This window comes from Bowmanella dokdonensis (assembly GCF_017254865.1).
GTDB lineage: Bacteria > Pseudomonadota > Gammaproteobacteria > Enterobacterales > Alteromonadaceae > Bowmanella > Bowmanella dokdonensis.
Genome location: NZ_JAFKCV010000001.1, coordinates 174,846 through 193,887 on the forward strand (window position 1 = coordinate 174,846; position 19,042 = coordinate 193,887).

The window sequence follows — 19,042 nt, forward strand, 5'->3', positions numbered from 1 at the left end:
CCGAAGACAGGTCAGCCTGGTTTGTGATACTTCCCTCATAACTTGTCTGCCTTCTCCTTCAGGTACTGATAGACGGACTCGGCCTTTCTGGACTGGGAAAATTCCATCAGACTCTGTCCGGCGCAGGTCAGGCTTTGCGGTTGGAACAGGCTGCGGTACACGCCATTCTCGCTTGGGGCCAGTCTGCCCACTTGCTGGAATACCGTCCTGCGCAATAACGAAACATCGTCCCTGAGCGCCGATTTACAAAAATCGGCAAAGGCCAGATCGCCACTGAATACATAGCGCGACTGCTCCTCCTGCTGGCCAACCGATGCCATGGCGCCGGTACTGCTCAGGGTGGTCATGACAAGCAAAGAACCCAATACTAATTTTTTCATCTTACACCTCTGTGGTTGTTACCCGTTGGCAAGAAAACTCTTGCCCCATTAAGGCTATTCAAACCGGCCCGAAAGTCTGTGCTTTTAATGTTTTCAGGGGGTAAATACCTTGTTAAGGGTGGCGCCGGGTAAGCTCATCGCAGACAGCTCGCGGGTTGCCGGGCGTAGAGTAATGACTTTTAATTCCATTATGAGATTTTAAATTTAAAAATTAGAAGATAATGGTCTTAAAACTGTTGCTCCAGGGCAGCCAGTTATGAGGGGCCTGAAAGAAAAATTAACTTTCTGTTGACGGTTCTGCTCTTTCAGCAGATAAAAATAGAAGTTTTGCAGTCCCCAAGTTGGCGAAAACTCACGGAAAAGTGGCGGGAGGATAATCCGCCTAGTGCGCGTCAAGGGTAGCGGAGGCGCCCGATAACAAAAGTAGTGAGCCCATGCATAACCGATCTTCCTCTGTTCCTTTGACGCCTGCGTCCATCAGACAAGCGTCCCTTTCCCTGAAACTGCTGTTTACCGTAGGCCTGATGCTGACGCTGGTAACCCTGGCGTTTTTGCTTTACACCAACTGGTCTCTTGGGCGGTCGGAGCGACTGATTCTGGAACAGGTTGCCAGTCAGTTGGAAAAGGAGGTGGTACAGGGGCTGCGTGGCCAGGCGGGTGAGCATGCCGCAGAGATTGAAGCAGCCATTGAGTCGGTCTACCAGTATCCCAAGGCACTGGCCATGCAGCTGAGTCAGACCATTGAAGCGCACAATAGTCACTCCCTGACCCGGGCCCAGGCTGAGCAACTGGTTCAACATACGCTGATGATCAGCCCCTCATCGTCCCTTTATGCACAGTTTGAAGCAGGTGGCTTCCATGACGATGACAGCCTGCATCGCGCCGATGCGAGTCACTCGGTGGCGGGCGTTGGTACATTCGAAGTGTATTTCGTCCGCGAGCAGGATGGCCGTATCAGCCAGGTGCCCATTGAGGACCCGGCTGAGAAGCATGATACCACGCTGGATGAATTCGGTTTCCGGGCGGCTGAATGGTATCTCTGTGCCATGGAAAAGCGTCGCCCCTGTATTACCAATCCCTACAACTATGAGATTCGGCCCGGTTACGAAGAATTGATGACCAGCCTGACGGTGCCCGTGATGGCCAAAGGGACATTCCGAGGGGTGGTGGGAGCGGATATGAATCTGCCAATTCTGCAGACCCGCGCAGAGGATCTTGCAGCCTCCCTCTACAACGGCAAGTCGCGGGTTTATCTGGTCAGCCAGGACGGCATGCTGGTGGCCGCGGCAGGCGCAGGGGATAAGCTGGCTCGCCCCTTTGCCGACCTGGTTGGCCAGGAGGAAGCGAAGCGACTGCTTGCGATGACACAGCCGGGAGAGACCTTGAGACTGGACAATTATCTGTATGTAGCTGCCCCTGTCAGGGTCAGGACCGCCTCCACCGACTGGCATCTGATCATGGGGGTGGATTATGAGGCGGCCATGGCGCCGGTGGGTGACGTCTCAGAATCTATCCAGAGTGAAGTGGGCGCCCTGCTGGCCCAGCTACTGTTCATCGCCCTGGTGCTGGTGGCCTTGTCTTTGGTGGTGGTCTCATTGTTTACCCGGGGAATAGTCAAGCCCCTGCGGCTGGTGGCGAACCGCATGCGAGAACTGGCCGGTCAGGGGGGGGATCTTACCAATAACCTGGCCGTTAATACTCATGCAGAACTGATCGCTCTGGCCGAAGGATTCAACCTGTTCCAGGAAAAGATCTGTGCCTTGCTGGACTCGGTCAAGTCCGCCAGCCATCAGGTGGCCGGCAATGCCGGTCAGACACAGGGGTTTGCCCGTGACACCAGCGATCAAATCGGCCGTCAGCATCAGGAAATCGACAGTGTGGTCACGGCCATCAACCAGATGTCTACCACGGCCAGTGATGTGGCCAGGCATGCCAATGAAGCGGCCGATAGCGCCCAGTCTGCCAAGGCGTCGGTACATACCACCGAGCAGACCTTGTCGTTTGCGGTGGAGGAGGTCAGCAAGCTGGCTGAGGATATGGGCCAGGCCTCCCAGGCGGTGTCGGTGGTGGCCAATCGCAGCAATGATATCCGCAAGATCCTGGAAGTGATCGGCGCCATTGCCGATCAGACCAACCTGCTGGCCCTTAACGCAGCTATTGAGGCAGCTCGGGCCGGGGATCATGGCCGGGGATTCTCGGTGGTGGCCGATGAGGTCAGGGCACTGGCCTCCAAGACTGCCCGCTCCGTGGAAGAGATTGGCAACCTGATCTCCGGATTGCAGCAGGAAGTCAAAACCACGGTGGGGGTGATCGATTCCAACAGCCGGCGGGCCGGTTCGGCAGCGGACAAGTCCCGGGAGGCATTTGAGGATCTGAGCAATATCGTCGCCGAGATCACCAATATTTCCGATCGGGTTATGCAAATGGCTACTGCGGCTGAGGAACAAAGCGCTGTCAGCGAAGAGATTAACAAAAACATGGTATCCATCGGTGACGCCACCGAGCAGGTGGCAAAGCTGGCCGAGGCCTCCATGCACAGCGCCAGTGAAATCTCCGCCAGCGCCGCCCAGTTGCAGGAACAACTGGACAGGTTGAAAACCAAGTAGGCCTGAGCCTAAGGCGGAGCGTTTGCGCCGCCTTTAAATTCAGACTTAAGGTTTTCAATTTGTAATCCGCGACGTACCTTGTCGAACCAAACCGGTATGCTGACGTCATAAGTTCATATTTTGTACAAGGATGTCATTATGCCCGTCTGCCGATTTATCTTGGTCTTACTCTTGTTGCCGGTCTGCCACCAGATTGCTGCGGACAGCGTCAGGCCTGCCTGGATGGACCAGGGACCCTATGTGGAGGAGAAGTCCTTCGCTGTCGCTTTGCCCGTCACCTGGTCTGCAAACAAAGTGTTTGTCGAGGTTATGCTTGGAGGAAGCCCCCGCCGGTTTCTGTTTGATACCGGCTCACCTTCAATGATTAGCCGAGCCCTGGCCGGAGAACTGCAGCTCAAAGTCATTGACAGCAGGCAGGGTCGTGATGCCCACGGGGCCGTTGTCGACACGGACATTGTGCAGGCAGATCTCGGGCTCGGGGGCATAACCTTGCACAAAGTGCCGGTCTTCGTTGCAGACTTTCCCCATACTGCCCAGTGCCTGTTTGACGGCGTGCTGGGCTCTGAAGTCTTGCCCTTGTGCGCCTGGCAACTGGATATGCCGGACGGCATGCTGCGCTGTCACACTGATATCAACCAACTGGAACATATTAAGGGAGCACAGCGGCAACCTCTGCACACCTATGGTTATCCCCATACGCCTTTCGTAGACATCAGACTCGCCAGGCAGGCGGTCAGCAAAGCCATGCTGGATACCGGGTCCCCGGATTATATGACGATTTCGCCGCCGGATTTTGAAGGCGCCAGACGTAATCAGGGAGTGGCCGGAACGACCAGGGGACAGGGCGCACTGGGTGGATCCCTGGGGGGCTTGGCGGCGAAGAGGGATCAAGTGCAGGTCGAACTGAAGTCCTTACAGATAGGTGACATGCCACTGGGCACGATATCCGCGCCCCTCAGGGAGATTCCGCCAAGTCTGCTGGGGGCGGCTTTGCTGCAACACTTTGTAGTCACTCTGGATAGCCGCAATTCGCAGGTCTATTTCGATCAATACAACGGGGGCCCTTATCACCGGGCTGCCTATGGCTTCGGGCTGGATTTTGAAAACGAGGTTTCCGTATCGCTGGTGTGGGATCAGTCGCCGGCCAGTGAGGCAGGCCTGAAGGTTGGTGACAAAGTGATGTCGATCAATGGGCAGCCGGTGTCCGGTTCCTGTACGGATATCCGCCGGACCATGCAGGCCATGTCTGAGGGTGACAGCATTCAACTGGAATGGCAGGGCGGCAGCAAGGCGAAAACGCTGACGCGTCAACACTAGTTAACTGGCATTGGCTGATGGTTACTTTCATCGGTTCTTACTGTTTCGAATTTAAAGGAGTGTGCCCATTGCTTTATATTTTTTCCGGATTGCCCGGTACGGGAAAAACCGAACTGTCACGTTATCTGGCGCGACATATCGGTGCACTGTATCTGCGTATCGATACTATTGAACAGTCATTGAAAGACCAGCACATCAAGGATATCTATGATCACGGCTACCAGATTGGTTTTGCCCTGGCTTTGGATAATTTAAAGCTTGGCCAGGCTGTCGTGGCCGATTCGGTAAACCCTGTTATAGCGTCACGACTGGGATGGCATAATGTGGCAACCAAGGCCGGAGTGCCCTTTGTGGATATTGAAATTGTCTGCTCGGATGAACAGGAACATCAAACCCGGGTTGAAAACAGAGCCTCGGATATCGCGACCCTGAAGCTGCCCAGATGGTCTGATATAGCGCAGCGTGAGTATCATCCCTGGACCGAAAGCAGAATCTTGATAGATACCGCCGGGAGAGCGCCAGAGCAAAGCAAGGAAGAATTGATCAGGGCCTTGCAACTGCTCAGTTCCATATAATACCAATCGGACTCATCTTTAGCGCATTCAACGAAAGCCAGAATGTTCGATACCAATGCGCCCGTATGAAGGTCTAGTGGCGCTAAATCGAATACGGGCAACACAGGTAGCGGGCATTTTGGCTTTTCCCGCAGGGAGCGCCATGGATGGCGTGAAGTAGAACAACGCAGGAGCAGTTGTCGAGAGCGTCCAGAAAGAATTATCTGTGCGTTCCAGCCTCTTGACATAGAACCACTAAGCCTTCAACCGCGCCTTGAACTAATCCTTTCTGGTCAGCTTTGAATGCACTAAAGATGAATCCGATTGGGATAAGAATGACGGGTAAGCAGTGGCCTGTCGGCCAGGGTGGGAATGCGGCTTAGGGCCGCATGGATTTCTCACCTCTGGCCAGGCCGCACACTCCCGTGCGGGACAGTTCGACGATTTCCGCCGTCAGGCCCATGGTCTGCACGAAGGAGTCCAGTTTGTCACTGGTGCCCGTCAGTTCGATGGTGTAGGTCTTGGGAGTCACGTCCACCACCTGGCCGCGGTAAATATCCACAGTTCGCTTGACCTCGGCGCGCACGGTTTCGCTGCGGGTGGCGACTTTTATCAGCATCAGTTCGCGCTCGATATGGCTGCCGTCAGTGATATCGGAAATCTTCAGTACATCAATGAGTTTGTTGACCTGTTTGGTGATCTGCTCGATGACCTTGTCGTCGCCGGCGGTGGTAATAGTCAGCCTGGACAGACTGGAATCATCAATAGGCGCCACACACAGGGAGTCCAGGTTATAGCCACGCTGTGAAAACAGGCCGATGATACGGGACAGGGCGCCGGGCTCGTTTTCCATCAGTACAGAAATAATACGTCTCATCAGGTGCGCTCCGTCTTGCTCAGTCTCATATCGTCCATGGCCCCGTATTTAATCTGCATGGGGTAGACATGTTCGTTCTGATCCACGGCGATATCCATAAACACCAGTCTGTCTTTGGCGGCAAAACACCGGGCCATGGCCTCGTCCAGTTCCTCCGGCTTTTCCACTTTGATGCCTATATGGCCGTAGGCTTCGGCCAGTTTGACGAAGTCCGGCAGGGATTCCATATAGGAATGGGAGTGACGCCCCTTGTAAATCATGTCCTGCCACTGCCTGACCATGCCCAGGGCACGGTTATTCAGTGAAATGACTTTGATGGGCAGGCCGTACTGCAGGCAGGTGGACAGTTCCTGAATATTCATCTGGATACTGCCGTCACCGGTCACACAGGCCACCACCGATTCCGGATGGGCGAACTGGGCGCCCATGGCGGCAGGCAGGCCAAAGCCCATGGTGCCAAGGCCTCCGGAGTTGATCCAGCGCCTGGGTTTGGCAAAGGGATAGTACAAGGCAGCAAACATCTGGTGCTGTCCCACGTCAGAGCTGACATAGGCGTCGCCCCCGGTGTGCTTGTACAGGGATTCGATAACCTGCTGGGGCTTGATCAGTTCGTCGCTGCGCTGGTAGTTCAGGCATTGTCTGTTACGCCACGCATGAATCTGCTCCCACCAGTCAGCCAGCTGTTCCTTGCGTTCATTCTCGTCTATCTCATGCATCTGCTCAAAAAACTGGGTCAGTACCGTCTTGATTGAGCCGACCACCGGTATATGCGCATTGACCGTCTTGGAGATGGAGGCGGGATCGATATCCACATGAATGATGGTGGCGTGGGGACAGAACTTTTGCACATTGTTGGTCACCCTGTCATCGAAGCGGGCCCCCAGGGCAAGGATACAGTCGGCGTTGTGCATGCTCTTGTTGGCCTGCAAGGTGCCATGCATACCCAGCATGCCGAGGCACTGGTCATGAGTGCCGGGAAATGCACCCAGGCCCATGAGGGTGTTAGTCACCGGGAGGTGCAGCTTTTCCGCCAGTTCGGTCACCAGGCTGCTGGCATCACAGGCAATGGCGCCGCCACCCACGTACATGATGGGACGCCTGGCCTCCAGCAGGGTTTTCAGGGCCTTTTTAATCTGGCCCATATGCCCCTTGATGGTGGGGTTGTACGAGCGCATCTGCACTTTTTCAGGAAAATGGTAAGGGTGGGACTCCTGGACATTGACCACGTCCTTGGGCAGATCCACCACCACCGGACCAGGCCGGCCGGTATTGGCAATATAGTAAGCCTTGGCGATGGCGTCGGGGATATCGATAGCCCGTTTGACCAGGAAGCTGTGTTTAACGATGGGCCGGGAACAGCCCACCATATCGGTTTCCTGGAAGGCGTCTTCGCCTATGTGCATGGACGGAACCTGGCCGGACAGCACGACCATAGGGATGCTGTCCATATAGGCAGTGGCAATGCCGGTAATAGTATTGGTAGCTCCGGGTCCCGAGGTAACCAGCACTGTACCTGTCTGACCGGTAGCCCTGGCATAGCCGTCGGCCATATGGGCGGCGGCCTGTTCATGGCGAACCAGAATATGCTGGACCTCTTCCTGGGCGTAAAGTGCATCATAGATATCCAGTACCGCACCGCCGGGATAACCGAACACGTGCTTTACCCCTATGTCTTTCAATGCCCTGACCACCATGGCGGCCCCTGACATCATCTCTACCTGTCTCTCTCCCATGTCTCCCCCAGGCTCTGTCATTCAGGCCACATCACAAACTCTGTTGAATTGTGCCGGATGCTTGTTCAAGCTCTGCAAACTTGCCTTGAGTGGTGGCAAAGCGGCGCTAAAACAGCAGAGATCCGACATGTCGGCACTATACTGAAGCAGGAGGAGACTTTAAACAGGAAAGTCGGTAAAAGTGAGATATTTATCCCAGTATGTGGGAAAAATAGGATAAACATTTTGTTTTTGTGGAATTTTAAGAGTCGGGGAGGATAGGTTAACTTTATGTTAACTAGGCCTCCCCCTCGCCATCAATCGTCCAGTTCGATCTCCACCTCGGCGTCTTCACCCAGGTCATCGCTGTCGGCAATGCCTCTGGACTTGCTGCCATAGATGCTGCCGGTCTTGGGCCGATTAATGCGTTTCTGGTATTTGCACCACGCCTTCTCGGCCATGGTTTCTGGCTGCTTGTCGCCACGGGCGGCCGCCAGAATTCCTTCATCCTCGTCCGATTCCGGCTCGATTAGACCATCCACCAGGGCTGCGATCAGGCAACCGTAACGGCTCAACGCCTGGCTCTCGCCAATGGAGAAGTCTCCGGAACGGGAAAAGCCATAGGGATAGTTCTTCGGATCAAGGAATTGACGTTTAAGCAGTTGTTCTCTCGTTTGTTTAGCCATGATGGGCATCCCCAATAAAAAAGTCATCAACATCAGGAATGGATACCAATTAGATTGGTATGAGCAGCGCCCCGGGAAGAGGGGCGGTGAACAAGGACTAGATAGTTTTAAAATGGGGGGCTGTCAACAAAAAAATGTCAATGGTCATAAAATTTTCATCCGCCGAACAGCCAACGACCCAGCAACTGTACCAGCAGATAACCAACGCTGTACGCCAGCAGCAGGATCAGACTGAATCTGGCATAGCGACCAAAGGTCAGGCCGGGGACCTTGCTCATGGCGACTATGCCCGCTGCAGAACCAATTACCAGCAAGGATCCGCCGACACCCACCGCATAGGTGAGGCTCAGCCAGGAGGCCGGATCCATCTGAATATCCGCCTTCAGCAGGGCGGCCGTCAGGGGGACGTTGTCAATAAAGGACGACAGTACGCCCATCACAAAATTGGCCTGATACAGTGGCAGGTTGCCGTACACCTTCAGCAAAAGTTCCAGCACCTGGATTTGCTTGAGCATACCCACCAGCAACAAAATACCGAGGAAGAACAACAGCGTGTCGAACTCGATACGGCGGACGTAATCGAGGATCGGATCCTCGTCATTGTCATGCCGCAGAAAGTGCGCCACCAGGAACATCACCGATAATCCACAGAGGAAGCTGAGCACGGGCGGAATATGAAAGATCACATTACCCAGGATGGTTAAAATGATGGTCAGCAGGAAAATACAGGCGATCAATATGTCCACGCCACTGACTGAGACCGGTTTGCGCTTCAGGGTAATCTGACCGCTCATCCCGAAAGACAACAGGCCCGTCAGCAGCAGCACAGAGGCCAGCGCCGGCAGGCTTAGCCACAGCAAATCCTGGATCTGGGTTTTGCCGCCAAGGAATATCATCAGGGTGGTCACATCGCCGGTGATCAGCGCCACGCCGCCTGAGTTGACGGCAAACACCGCCAGTACCGTGAATTTCACCACTTTGTCTTTGGACAGACCCAACGGCAATATCATGGCGATAGAGACCAGGGTGGCGGTAATGTTGTCGGCCAGGGAGGAAAAGAAGAAGCTGAACAGACCCGTCATCAATAACAGTTTTCGCTCACTCATGCGTGATGGCAGCAACTTGTTCATCAGGCTCTCAATCAGGCGTTTCTTGTTCAGGTAAGCGACAAATGTCATGGCGGCCACCAGGAACAACCAGAGCGTGGCGATTTCGGCAATATTTTCATGCAGATGATGGTTTACGGCTTCTGCCGTTTGGCTGTTCTGGGCAGTGAGATACAGAATGACCCAGGAGAGGGTACCGGTAAACAGCGTGACCTTGGCTTTGCTGATATGGGTGACTTCCTCAAAAATGACCCCGAGTAAGGCCAGCACAGCCAGCCCGATAAGCAGCAATTCAACAGTACCCATTCTTTTAATCCAAAAGCCGGAATGGGCGCGGATTCTAATCTATCCGGGGCATTTTAACCATTCACCAATTGGTATAAGCCATGCGTGAAGGTAAGGGACAGGTCAGGTCGGACGCTTCTTCGGGATCCAGGCCCAGTTCATCTCGCATTCGATGGTCTGGATACCGGTCGCATCGGTGACTTTGACCGCCACAATCACATCCCCCTTGTCCTGACTTTGCATCCGGGCAATCTGTTCATCAGTCAGATACGCCACCGCCGTCATATCACCCTGAGCACGGGTCAGATAGCGGATATTCATGGATTTGATCAGGGGCAGTTTGTCACCGGGCAGATTGATACCCAGGATAAAGCCGGTGGCCGATTCAGCCAGCAAGGCCATGGCCGCTGCATGCACCGAGCCAATATGATTCTGCACTTTCTTGTGATTTTTCTGCCTGAAGGTGACCGACTTACCGTCGGTGCCCAGAATCTGCAGTCCGGCGGTACCCGCCAGTTTGACCTTATGACAGAACACCCGGGTGATAATCCAGTTTCTCAGCCAGACGGGATAACCATTGACCCTGTCGACCAGTTTTCTTAAGGGATTGCTCGCTGCCATGATTCTATTTATCTGGTTAGACCAGTTGGCAGCATAGCATAAGTCAGCAGACTGACAAGCTAGCTTGTCGAAATGCCTTGCCTGTCAAAAAATGCCTGGATCTTGTCGGTATGGGGCTGATAACGACGCCAGCGACCAACGGACCGGGCGTTGATCGGTTCACGAACCTGAACTTTACTGGCTGTGGATACCGGTGCCTGGTTATTTTCTATCTGTAAACATTGTGCTTGCCAGGGGAGGTGGCAGAAATCGAGGATTGAGCGTATCTGTGCTTCCGGCCGGGACACCAAATCTTCGTAACTGACTATCCTGAAATTCGGGTGTCCCAGCGAGTCAAACTCATGTATCCAGCGGTGGAAACGGGCGTAGTACTCCGCTGTTCTATCCAGATCCAATGAATAGGCGGTAAAAGGGTTTTGCAACGAAAACAGCTGTCTGAAATTACCAATACAGGTGTCCAGAGGATTTCTCAGCATGCAAATGATCTTGGCATTGGGAAGGGCGCGGCGAATCAGATCCAGATAGAGAAAGTTAAAGGGTAACTTATCCACAAAGCGGGGACAGGATTTGGCCAGGGCAGCCGTGCGGGCGATGTAATGTTCGCCAATTTTTGCCCACTGGCTTTGGTACGCCTGTTCGAGCACGTTGGTGTCCAGCAGCCGGGGAGAAGAGCTCGTGCTACAGGCTTTTACCGCGATGGCAAAATCATGTAACTCTTCACCAGAACACACCATGCTATGAGAGGACAGAATCCGCTCCATCAGAGTGGTCCCCGAGCGGGGCATGCCGACAACGAAGATTGCTTGGTTAGATTGGCAGCCTGACCCTTGCAAGGGTATCTGAGCTTTTGTGTGCAAGGCTTCAAACAGCTTTTCTTCTGCGGCTTGGTCGTATTTCAACTTGTCGAAAGTACGCTGTTTGTATTCTGTCAGAATATTAAATGCATCCTGGTACCGGCTCTGCTTTTCATATTCTTTGGCAATGGCATGGGCCAGGTGCAGCTGCTCGTCCACATTGCGGGGTTGCTTAAGCAAGTCGTGTAGAACGGGCAACAGGTGGCTGGCCGGTTCTGACAGTTCGGTGAGAGCAAAATAGGCTTTGACGTAATGTGGGTTCAGCTCAATGGCTTTTTCAAAAGCTTGTCTGGCTTTATCAAACTGTCCCAGGAACTTGGCGGCGATGCCGTAATTGTAATGGTAGCTTTCTTTGTCACCATCAAGGTCGATGGCTTGCTGATAGTAAGGCATAGCCTCTCTGTGCATGCCCACTGTGCTCAGGGCGACGCCAACCGTGTCCAGCATCAATGGTTCATGGGTTGGAGTTTGCGAAAAGTCAGCCTCAAGACGCTCCACTTGCTGACGGTTTCGGGTCAGCGAATGGGCTTTTAGCAGATAGACCAGATACTCTCTTTCGTTATCCGTATCCAGGCCCCTGGCTTTCTCAATCAGCTTTACCGCTTTTTCAGCCTGACCAATCTCCATATTGATGATGCCCAACAGGAAATAGGCATCGGCATGCCTGGGATCCTGTTTAACTATGCTGACCAGGAGAGGATGGGCGTCGATGTAGGCTTTTTTGTTTATCAGCGCTACGGCCTGATGATGCAATTCGGAGATTGATTTCATATGTATCTTAGCTTGCTGAAAGTATAAAGGGCGCTCAGATGGCGCCCTTTTCTAAACCGGTAGTGATTTAGAACTTGTAGTCGAACTTCACCCCTACGGTCCGCGGCGGAATCAGGAAATGCCCGTAAACCCGCTGAAGTTCCGGCAATGCTCTTGGGCGGGTTTCTGATCTGTCATCATAGCGACCCATTCCAGCCCAGGACATATCCCGGCGTGTTCCACTGTATGCATACTTATCAAATAAGTTATCAGCATACAAAGTAACGGACCATTCATCTGCATCCAACTTAATTGACAGGTTGCTCAGTCCGTAACCTGGCAGAGCCTCGCCATCTGCCTTCTGACCAACCTTGGTCACCACATCTCCTTGCGCAGTCAAGCCATAGTTAATAATCAGCAGCTTATCGTCAAACACTTCCTGTTCATAGCTGATCCCCATGGAGAACTGCTGCTTCGGCGCTCCAGGTAATCTGTCGCCTGGTTCACCGGAGTAATAAGGCAGGATTTCTTCGAGGACCTCTGGGGAATATCTGCTTCCTCTACGTGGCAGTAACAGTCCCTCTGTGTAGCTCGTGAGTTCAGCGTCTGCGTAAGAGTAGGTAGCATATGCTGTCAGGTTATCGCCCAGAATCGCACGAGTGGACAGTTCGATGCCCCGGGAGCGTGCATTACCAGCATTAGAGGTAATGATTTCTGCCCCTAATGCCGAGGTGGTTTGTACTTGTGCATCGTCCCATTCCACATTGAACAGGGCAGCGTTAAAATGGACCTTGTTCTTAAACCAAGTGCTCTTTACACCCAACTCATAGTTAGTAGTAGTATCAGGCTGATAATCTTCTTCACCGGGTGAAGCACATACCGACTGTTGAGGTGATTCAAAGTCTTCAGCGGTACAGGCCCGCAGTCCATTAGAGCCACCTAACCGAAATCCCTCGCTGACCGTAAAATACACCATGGCATCCCGGTTCAGATTATAGCTGGCGTTAAATTTAAGCAGGTTGCCATTATCCTTCGCCCCGGTAGGCGTAAGGGTAATATCACTTAGACTGTCCACAGGCTCACTGGTATAGAGTGGGGTGGCATTTCCAGACTGTGACCAGAGATCATACTCATAAAAACGTGCTCCGACTGTGAGGCTGAGATCCTCAGTAGCCTGATAGCCCACTTCACCAAACAGGGCCCTTTCGATATCTTTAAAATCGCTAAGGGCAATGTATTCCAGGTCCTGCTCAATATTGGGCTGGCCATCGGGTGCGCCCCTCCAGAACTCGGTCAGCCCGGGGGTGTATTCCCGGTCATCTGAGCTACCCTCGGCATGGTTATAGAAGGCACCGACTATCCAGTTCCAGTCAGAATCGCCCTGGGAGACTAAACGGACTTCCTGTGTGAAGACTTCATCTTCCCCGGTATCCCGGGTATAGGCGGCAAAGGCTGGAAAATCGGCATAGCCAGAGTAAATATCGTATAGCAAGTCTGTTTGATCCCGCTGTCCAACCTGGTCATAGCTACTGAAGCCTGTGGCAGAGACCAACTCCGCAAAGCCCAAATCATATTTTACTTCCAGACTCAGCAATTCGTCGTCCCGCTCATTGGGCTCTTCGTAACGGTAGGCCGACTCATAGGGACCAATCAATTCACCGATAGGATTGAGATCACTGATGGACTGATACTGAACAATGGAGTTACCCTCATGTTCCGCTCTCTGATAAAAATAATTCAGGGTCGCGTCCAGGTCCTCATTGGGTGTCCAGCGAAGAGACACGCGGCCGGTAAAGATCTTTTCGTCATTGGCGTCTTCCACCTTACGCAGATTGGCTTCAACTGCAGCAGGATCTGACCAGTCCGGGTCTGGCAGAGAAACACCAGGATCACGCACTACATAGTTGTAATCCACATATCCTGGGCGATCGTAATAGTTAAGACTGGCACGCACCGCCAGCTCGTCATCGATGATAGGGGTATTGAATACAAAGCCGGCTTCACCCCCCACATCACTGCTGTGGGCCAGAGTAAAGAGATCGCCGCTGATCTCCCCTTCGGTGAAGTCCATCACCGGTGCTTTGAGCATATAACGGATAGCCCCACCAAGGGTACCGGCCCCATACAAGGTTCCCTGAGGACCAATCAGGACTTCCACCCGCTCCACATCGGTCAGGCGCAGGTTGATGTTCAGTGGAATTTCACCCAGATATTTGGCTACCGTGCCGGCATCGGTTGCTCTGTCAGACGAGGTGGTGTTCAAACCTCGCACAATGACCGGCGACCCTTCCCGCCCACCTTGGTCGGTTACAGTAAGACCCGGGACCCAGCGGGCGACATCTTCGAGATCGCCGATATTCTGTTCACGGATCACGTCATCGTTCAGGGCGGTAATATTTAACGGCACGTCCTGGACCGTTCCTGCGCGACGGGTCGCCGTGACCTGAATCTTCTCGATGCCGCCCTCTGCCTGAGGGGCTGCTTCTTCCTGTGCGGCGACTGGTAAGGAGCCGGCCATTAATGACGCTATCGTCCAGGACAGCAGGTTTGGCTTGAATAGTTGTCTTGTGCCCATACTCGCTTTTTGCCTCTTGGTATTGTGATTATGTTATTTATCCTAATTAGTGTCATATAAGCACGATAAAATTTCACGATCAACGGGTCCTGTAGGATGGATTTGAATCAAAATGCAGGTAATCAAAATGTTTATGCAGAATTGCCCTCCTCCTGATTATCAGGGGCCAGAGTGACTATTTCTTAACAGCTTGTAAGAGGAATAGGGGAAGTTTGTAAATAGCAGGTTGTCAGGAATAGTTATTCATCGGCAAATTTTTTTATTCTATCGCAGAATAACAAGTCTGGATCGGCATCTAAGGGGAGTTGGTTTGAAGGGAAACTGGTAAAACAAAGAAGATAAAATTTGGAGCGGGGTGAAGACCGTCTAGAGACGAGCGAGGGCGCGCAGCTCGGCTAGGTCTGAACGGGAGGCCGCGGATGGCCGACCTGGACTCAGCTCCACGGATGGATACAGTGAATACTTAGAGACTAATAAATTAAGATGAGATTTGGAGCGGGGTGAAGCAGGACCTTTATGCCGGTGGCATAAAGCAGCCTGGTGAACGACATTCAGGGATGAATGGCTGGACTCAGCTCCATGGACGGATACAGTGACTAATTAAAGATTAAAAAATAAGGTAAGATTTGGAGCGGGAAACGAGACTCGAACTCGCGACCCCAACCTTGGCAAGGTTGTGCTCTACCAACTGAGCTATTCCCGCATTTGGCTGTTGAACCCGACGCTTAGACATCTGTGTCCGAACAGAATTGATCTGCCTCCCATGAGGCTTTCAGAGTTGGAGCGGGAAACGAGACTCGAACTCGCGACCCCAACCTTGGCAAGGTTGTGCTCTACCAACTGAGCTATTCCCGCACTCTGAACCTTCCCTGTGGCAAATAACAAAACTAAGCGGTTCTGACCGCTCAACTGAGCTATTACAAAACACCTCCTGTGTTTTGTCCCTCGGGCATCGCCTGGTGATGGTCAAAATTGTTTGAGACAACTTTGTTCCGCACTCTGCCTGACACTCGAGTCAAAAAAGCTTCGACCTCAAGCGGAGGCGCATTTTACAAAAATACCTGTCAGACGCAAGTGGTATTTTAGAAAACCCCATCCTGCCGGTGTTTTTTTGACCATTCAGATTGCGAACACATGCTGGCGATAATACTGCAACTCGGCAATGGACTCACGGATATCGTCCAGGGCCTGGTGGGTGCCCTGCTTCTGGAAGCCGTCCAGCAGTTCCGGTTTCCAGCGCCTGACCAGCTCCTTAATAGTGCTGACGTCCACATTGCGGTAGTGAAAATAAGCCTCCAGCTCGGGCATATGTCTGACCATAAAACGGCGATCCTGACCTATGCTGTTGCCACACAGGGGCGAGGCGCCCTTGGGCACCCATTGCTCGAGAAAGCGGAGGGTTAGCTGGGTTGCCTGGGCTTCACTGAGCTGACTGTCCCGGCAACGCTGGGTGAGGCCGCTATTTCCGTGGACCCTTGTGCACCACTCGTCCATGCCATTAAGTACTTGGTCGGACTGATGCACTGCCACCACGGGACCCTCCGCCAGCACATTCAACTGAGCGTCCGTAACAATGGTGGCGATTTCCAGCACCCTTTCCTTTTCCGGGTCCAGGCCGGTCATTTCCATATCTATCCACACCAGGTTACTGTTGTTTTGAGTCATGCTGACTAACCTTAAAATTTTGGTATTTGCGGGTGGCCAGGGTACACTAGAGCACCGGACGGATATATATTGCCCATCTGGTCCCCGGTAATCCGGCCTCCAATATAAAGCATTCAGAACCCCAGTGGCAAAAAGAAACAAGCTCACACAAAGGCAGAAAAGACAGGTTTCCAGCAACCTGAAGAAACGGCTTACCAGCAGCGACAGTGGACCGGCTGACGACACCCTGATGCCGTCTCAGGCGGGACTGGTGGTTGGTCGTTTCGGTCAGCATGCGGATGTGGAAGATGAACAGGGCAAAGTGCATCGCTGCAATATGCGCCGTAATATCAGTTCGGTGGTCTGTGGCGATCAGGTGTTGTTTCGTCCCGGCAAGGATCAGACCCTGACCGTCAGCGGCGTGATTGAAGCAGTGGAAGACAGAAAATCCGTGCTGACCCGCCCGGATTATTATGACGGCATAAAGCCGGTGGCCGCCAACATCGATCAGATTATCGTGGTCAGTGCGGTCGTGCCGGCCCTGTCTCTGAATATTATCGACCGCTACCTGGTGGCAGCGGAGGATGTGCATATTGAACCCATCATCCTGCTGAACAAGGTGGATATGCTCGATGAGCAGCAGCACAAAGAGGTGCAGGAGCAACTGGCCCTGTATCGCGACATCGGTTACCGGGTGTTGCTGGTGAGCTGTAAATCCGGGCAGGGCATGGATGAGCTGGCGGCGTTGCTGAAGGACAAGACCAGTGTTTTCGTCGGTCAGTCAGGGGTGGGCAAATCGAGTCTGATCAACCAGTTGTTGCCCGACGCCGAAGAAGCCATTGGCGACATCTCGGACAATTCCGGCCTCGGTCAGCACACCACCACCGCGGCCAAGCTGTTACGCTTCCCGGGCGGAGGCAGTCTTATCGATTCTCCCGGGGTGCGGGAGTTTTCACTCTGGCACCTGCCTGAGGGGCGCCTGACCTGGGGGTTCATCGAGTTCCGGGAGTTTCTCGGCGGCTGCAAATTCCGTGACTGCAAACACAGGGATGACCCCGGCTGTCTGCTGCGTGATGCCGTCGGCACAGGGCAGATCAGCCAGCAGCGGTTCGACAGTTATCACAAGATACTGGCCGGAATGGCTGAACAGCGCCCTTCCTACAGTAAGCCACCCAAATAGGCAGGCCAGGCTCAGTGTCTGACATTTGACGCAGTGACCGGAACCAAGAAGCTTGACTAGGATAGATCCTTTTACCATTTTAATTGCCAGTGGCCCTTAGGGTACAATCCGCCCGGACTTTCAACGCAGGAATGACATAGTGCAGCCAATCAAGGTCAGCCTACAGTATCTTCTTCCCAAACATGCCGTCTCTCGCCTGGCTGGCTGGCTGGCGGCCGCCGAAGCCGGCTTTATTACCACCTGGCTGATCAGGCTTTTTGTTCGCCACTTCAAAGTGGACATGCAGGAAGCGCAGCAGTCGGACCCGGCAAAATACAAAAGCTTTAATGAGTTCTTTACCCGACCCCTGAAAGAAGGGGTCAGGGAGATCGTGCAGGATGAAAGCCGCCTGGCTTATCCGGTGGATGGCACCGTCAGCCAGGCCGGTCCCATCGATCAGGATCGTATTTTTCAGGCCAAAGGCCACAACTATAGTCTCAACGCCCTGATGGGTGGCGAGGAGTCGTTCTGCCCGCCTTTTAAGGACGGCACTTTCGCGACAATCTATCTGTCGCCCAGGGATTATCATCGTATCCATATGCCGATGGATGGTCGTTTGACCGACATGATTTATGTGCCGGGAGAGTTGTTTTCTGTCAACCCCCTGACCACTGAGCATGTGCCCGGCCTGTTTGCCCGCAACGAACGGGTGGTTTGTCTGTTTGATACGAACAAGGGCCGAATGGCCATGGTGCTGGTGGGCGCCACCATAGTCGCCAGTATAGAAACCAAATGGGCCGGCACCATCACGCCGCCTACCGGCAACAAAGTTACACGCTGGCAGTATCCCGCCAGTGGCCATAATGCCATCAGCCTGAAAAAGGGTGAGGAAATGGGCCTGTTTAAGCTCGGGTCAACTGTGGTGATGTTGTTCGAGGCGGATATGCTGGAACTGGACGATATCGGTCCCGGCTTTGTCACTCGTCTGGGCAGTCCTTTTGCGACCCTGAAAGCCTGACGTGGATCCCGTCAAGAAGAGTCTCTGGTCGCTGCACCTGGCGGTCATCCTGCTGGGTGCCACGGCACTGTTCTCCCGTATTATCCCACTGTCGGCCCTGGATATCACCCTGGGCCGGGCGGTGATCGCCTTTGTAGTGCTGGCTTTTCTGGTCAAGCTGACCGGCGGTAACCTGCAGTTCTTCCGTAAAAGGGACGCCTGGATAGCCCTGTTGCTCGGCGCGCTGATGGCAGTGCACTGGGTGACTTACTTCGCCGCCATGCAATACTCCTCCGTTTCGGTCGGCATGATTGCCCTGTTCACTTTTCCGGTGATTACGGTGCTGCTGGAACCTTTCTTTGAGGGGATTCGGCTGGTCTGGCAGGATATTGTCAGTGCCCTGGTGGTGCTGGGGGGTATCTGGTTGATTGTGCCTGAGGCGTCCCTGGGCAATGAGGTTACCCTGGGCATTGCGGTTGGCGTACTGTCAGCCTTTTTGTATGCCATGCGCAATCTGGTGCACCGAAAGTACTTTTCCCATTACGGTGGGGCCCAGGCTATGGCTTACCAGACCTTCGTGATTGTCTGTTGCCTGCTCTGGTTTGGTTCAAAGGAGCTGTATCAGGCTTCCCAGCACACTTACCTGCTACTCTTGTTGCTGGGCACTGTCTGCACGGCGGCCCCCCATGCACTGGTGGCCTTTACCCTGATCCACCTTCGTGCCAAGACCTTTTCTCTGGTCGCCTGTATGCAACCCCTGTACGGCGTCATCATGGCCATGCTGGTGCTTAATGAACAACCGAACTGGCAGACCTTGGTGGGTGGAATGTTAGTGATCTGTGCTGCGATTTACGAAACAATAAACGCCAATAAACTGCATTCAAAACGTCCTGATCCGGCACAACGTTAAGGATATATC

At 53.5% G+C, this 19,042-nt stretch carries 15 protein-coding genes and 2 tRNA genes; 6 read left to right on the forward strand and 11 right to left on the reverse strand.

Going from position 1 to position 19,042, the window contains the following annotated elements:
- Window positions 1-35: 35 nt before the first annotated feature.
- Complete coding sequence (locus tag J0A66_RS00845) at window positions 36-380, reverse strand: hypothetical protein (protein ID WP_206571879.1); 345 nt, start codon at window positions 378-380, stop codon at window positions 36-38.
- A 434-nt stretch (window positions 381-814) separates the two neighbouring features.
- Between J0A66_RS00845 and J0A66_RS00850 the strand changes: the two genes are divergently transcribed.
- From J0A66_RS00850 to J0A66_RS00860, 3 genes are all read left to right on the forward strand, one after another.
- Window positions 815-2,986 (forward strand): methyl-accepting chemotaxis protein, encoded by a 2,172-nt coding sequence (locus J0A66_RS00850; RefSeq protein ID WP_206571880.1) that lies wholly within the window; start codon window positions 815-817, stop codon window positions 2,984-2,986.
- A 138-nt stretch (window positions 2,987-3,124) separates the two neighbouring features.
- Entirely contained in the window at window positions 3,125-4,303 is a 1,179-nt protein-coding gene (locus tag J0A66_RS00855; protein ID WP_206571881.1) for an aspartyl protease family protein, read from the forward strand.
- Window positions 4,304-4,362: 59 nt separating this feature from the next.
- Window positions 4,363-4,878, forward strand: a complete 516-nt coding sequence (locus J0A66_RS00860) for a P-loop nucleotide/nucleoside kinase family protein (protein ID WP_338143858.1) — start codon at window positions 4,363-4,365, stop codon at window positions 4,876-4,878.
- Between the two features lie 358 nt (window positions 4,879-5,236).
- On the opposite strand, the gene ilvN is transcribed toward J0A66_RS00860, so the two are convergent.
- The 10 genes from ilvN to orn all read right to left on the reverse strand — a co-directional run bounded on the left by ilvN (window position 5,237) and on the right by orn (window position 15,988).
- A complete protein-coding gene (gene ilvN / locus J0A66_RS00865) occupies window positions 5,237-5,734 on the reverse strand; it encodes an acetolactate synthase small subunit (RefSeq protein WP_206571883.1) in 498 nt (165 codons plus the stop codon).
- On the reverse strand, window positions 5,734-7,467 hold the full coding sequence (locus tag J0A66_RS00870; protein WP_241263934.1) for an acetolactate synthase 3 large subunit: 1,734 nt from the start codon (window positions 7,465-7,467) through the stop codon (window positions 5,734-5,736). Before J0A66_RS00870 ends, ilvN begins: the two co-directional genes overlap by 1 nt.
- A 296-nt stretch (window positions 7,468-7,763) precedes the next feature.
- A complete protein-coding gene (locus J0A66_RS00875) occupies window positions 7,764-8,132 on the reverse strand; it encodes a MaoP family protein (protein ID WP_206571884.1) in 369 nt (122 codons plus the stop codon).
- Between the two features lie 155 nt (window positions 8,133-8,287).
- On the reverse strand, window positions 8,288-9,544 hold the full coding sequence (gene nhaD, locus J0A66_RS00880; protein ID WP_206571885.1) for a sodium:proton antiporter NhaD: 1,257 nt from the start codon (window positions 9,542-9,544) through the stop codon (window positions 8,288-8,290).
- Window positions 9,545-9,646: 102 nt separating this feature from the next.
- Window positions 9,647-10,144 (reverse strand): DUF4442 domain-containing protein, encoded by a 498-nt coding sequence (locus J0A66_RS00885; RefSeq protein ID WP_206571886.1) that lies wholly within the window; start codon window positions 10,142-10,144, stop codon window positions 9,647-9,649.
- 59 nt (window positions 10,145-10,203) lie between these two features.
- On the reverse strand, window positions 10,204-11,769 hold the full coding sequence (locus J0A66_RS00890) for a tetratricopeptide repeat-containing sulfotransferase family protein (protein ID WP_206571887.1): 1,566 nt from the start codon (window positions 11,767-11,769) through the stop codon (window positions 10,204-10,206).
- A gap of 67 nt (window positions 11,770-11,836) precedes the next feature.
- Entirely contained in the window at window positions 11,837-14,323 is a 2,487-nt protein-coding gene (locus tag J0A66_RS00895) for a TonB-dependent receptor (RefSeq protein WP_206571888.1), read from the reverse strand.
- 627 nt (window positions 14,324-14,950) lie between these two features.
- Window positions 14,951-15,026, reverse strand: a tRNA-Gly gene (locus J0A66_RS00900).
- 76 nt (window positions 15,027-15,102) lie between these two features.
- Window positions 15,103-15,178 (reverse strand) — tRNA-Gly (locus J0A66_RS00905).
- Window positions 15,179-15,442: 264 nt separating this feature from the next.
- Window positions 15,443-15,988, reverse strand: coding sequence for an oligoribonuclease (gene orn / locus J0A66_RS00910; RefSeq protein WP_206571889.1), 546 nt, complete (start codon window positions 15,986-15,988; stop codon window positions 15,443-15,445).
- A 124-nt stretch (window positions 15,989-16,112) separates the two neighbouring features.
- Between orn and rsgA the strand changes: the two genes are divergently transcribed.
- From rsgA to J0A66_RS00925, 3 genes are all read left to right on the forward strand, one after another.
- The gene (gene rsgA, locus J0A66_RS00915) at window positions 16,113-17,147 is read left to right on the forward strand and encodes a small ribosomal subunit biogenesis GTPase RsgA (RefSeq protein WP_206571890.1); all 1,035 of its coding nucleotides are present in this window, start codon (window positions 16,113-16,115) and stop codon (window positions 17,145-17,147) included.
- Between the two features lie 136 nt (window positions 17,148-17,283).
- Window positions 17,284-18,144, forward strand: a complete 861-nt coding sequence (asd, locus tag J0A66_RS00920) for an archaetidylserine decarboxylase (protein WP_206572314.1) — start codon at window positions 17,284-17,286, stop codon at window positions 18,142-18,144.
- Window position 18,145: 1 nt separating this feature from the next.
- A complete protein-coding gene (locus J0A66_RS00925) occupies window positions 18,146-19,033 on the forward strand; it encodes an EamA family transporter (protein WP_206571891.1) in 888 nt (295 codons plus the stop codon).
- Window positions 19,034-19,042 lie beyond the last annotated feature (9 nt).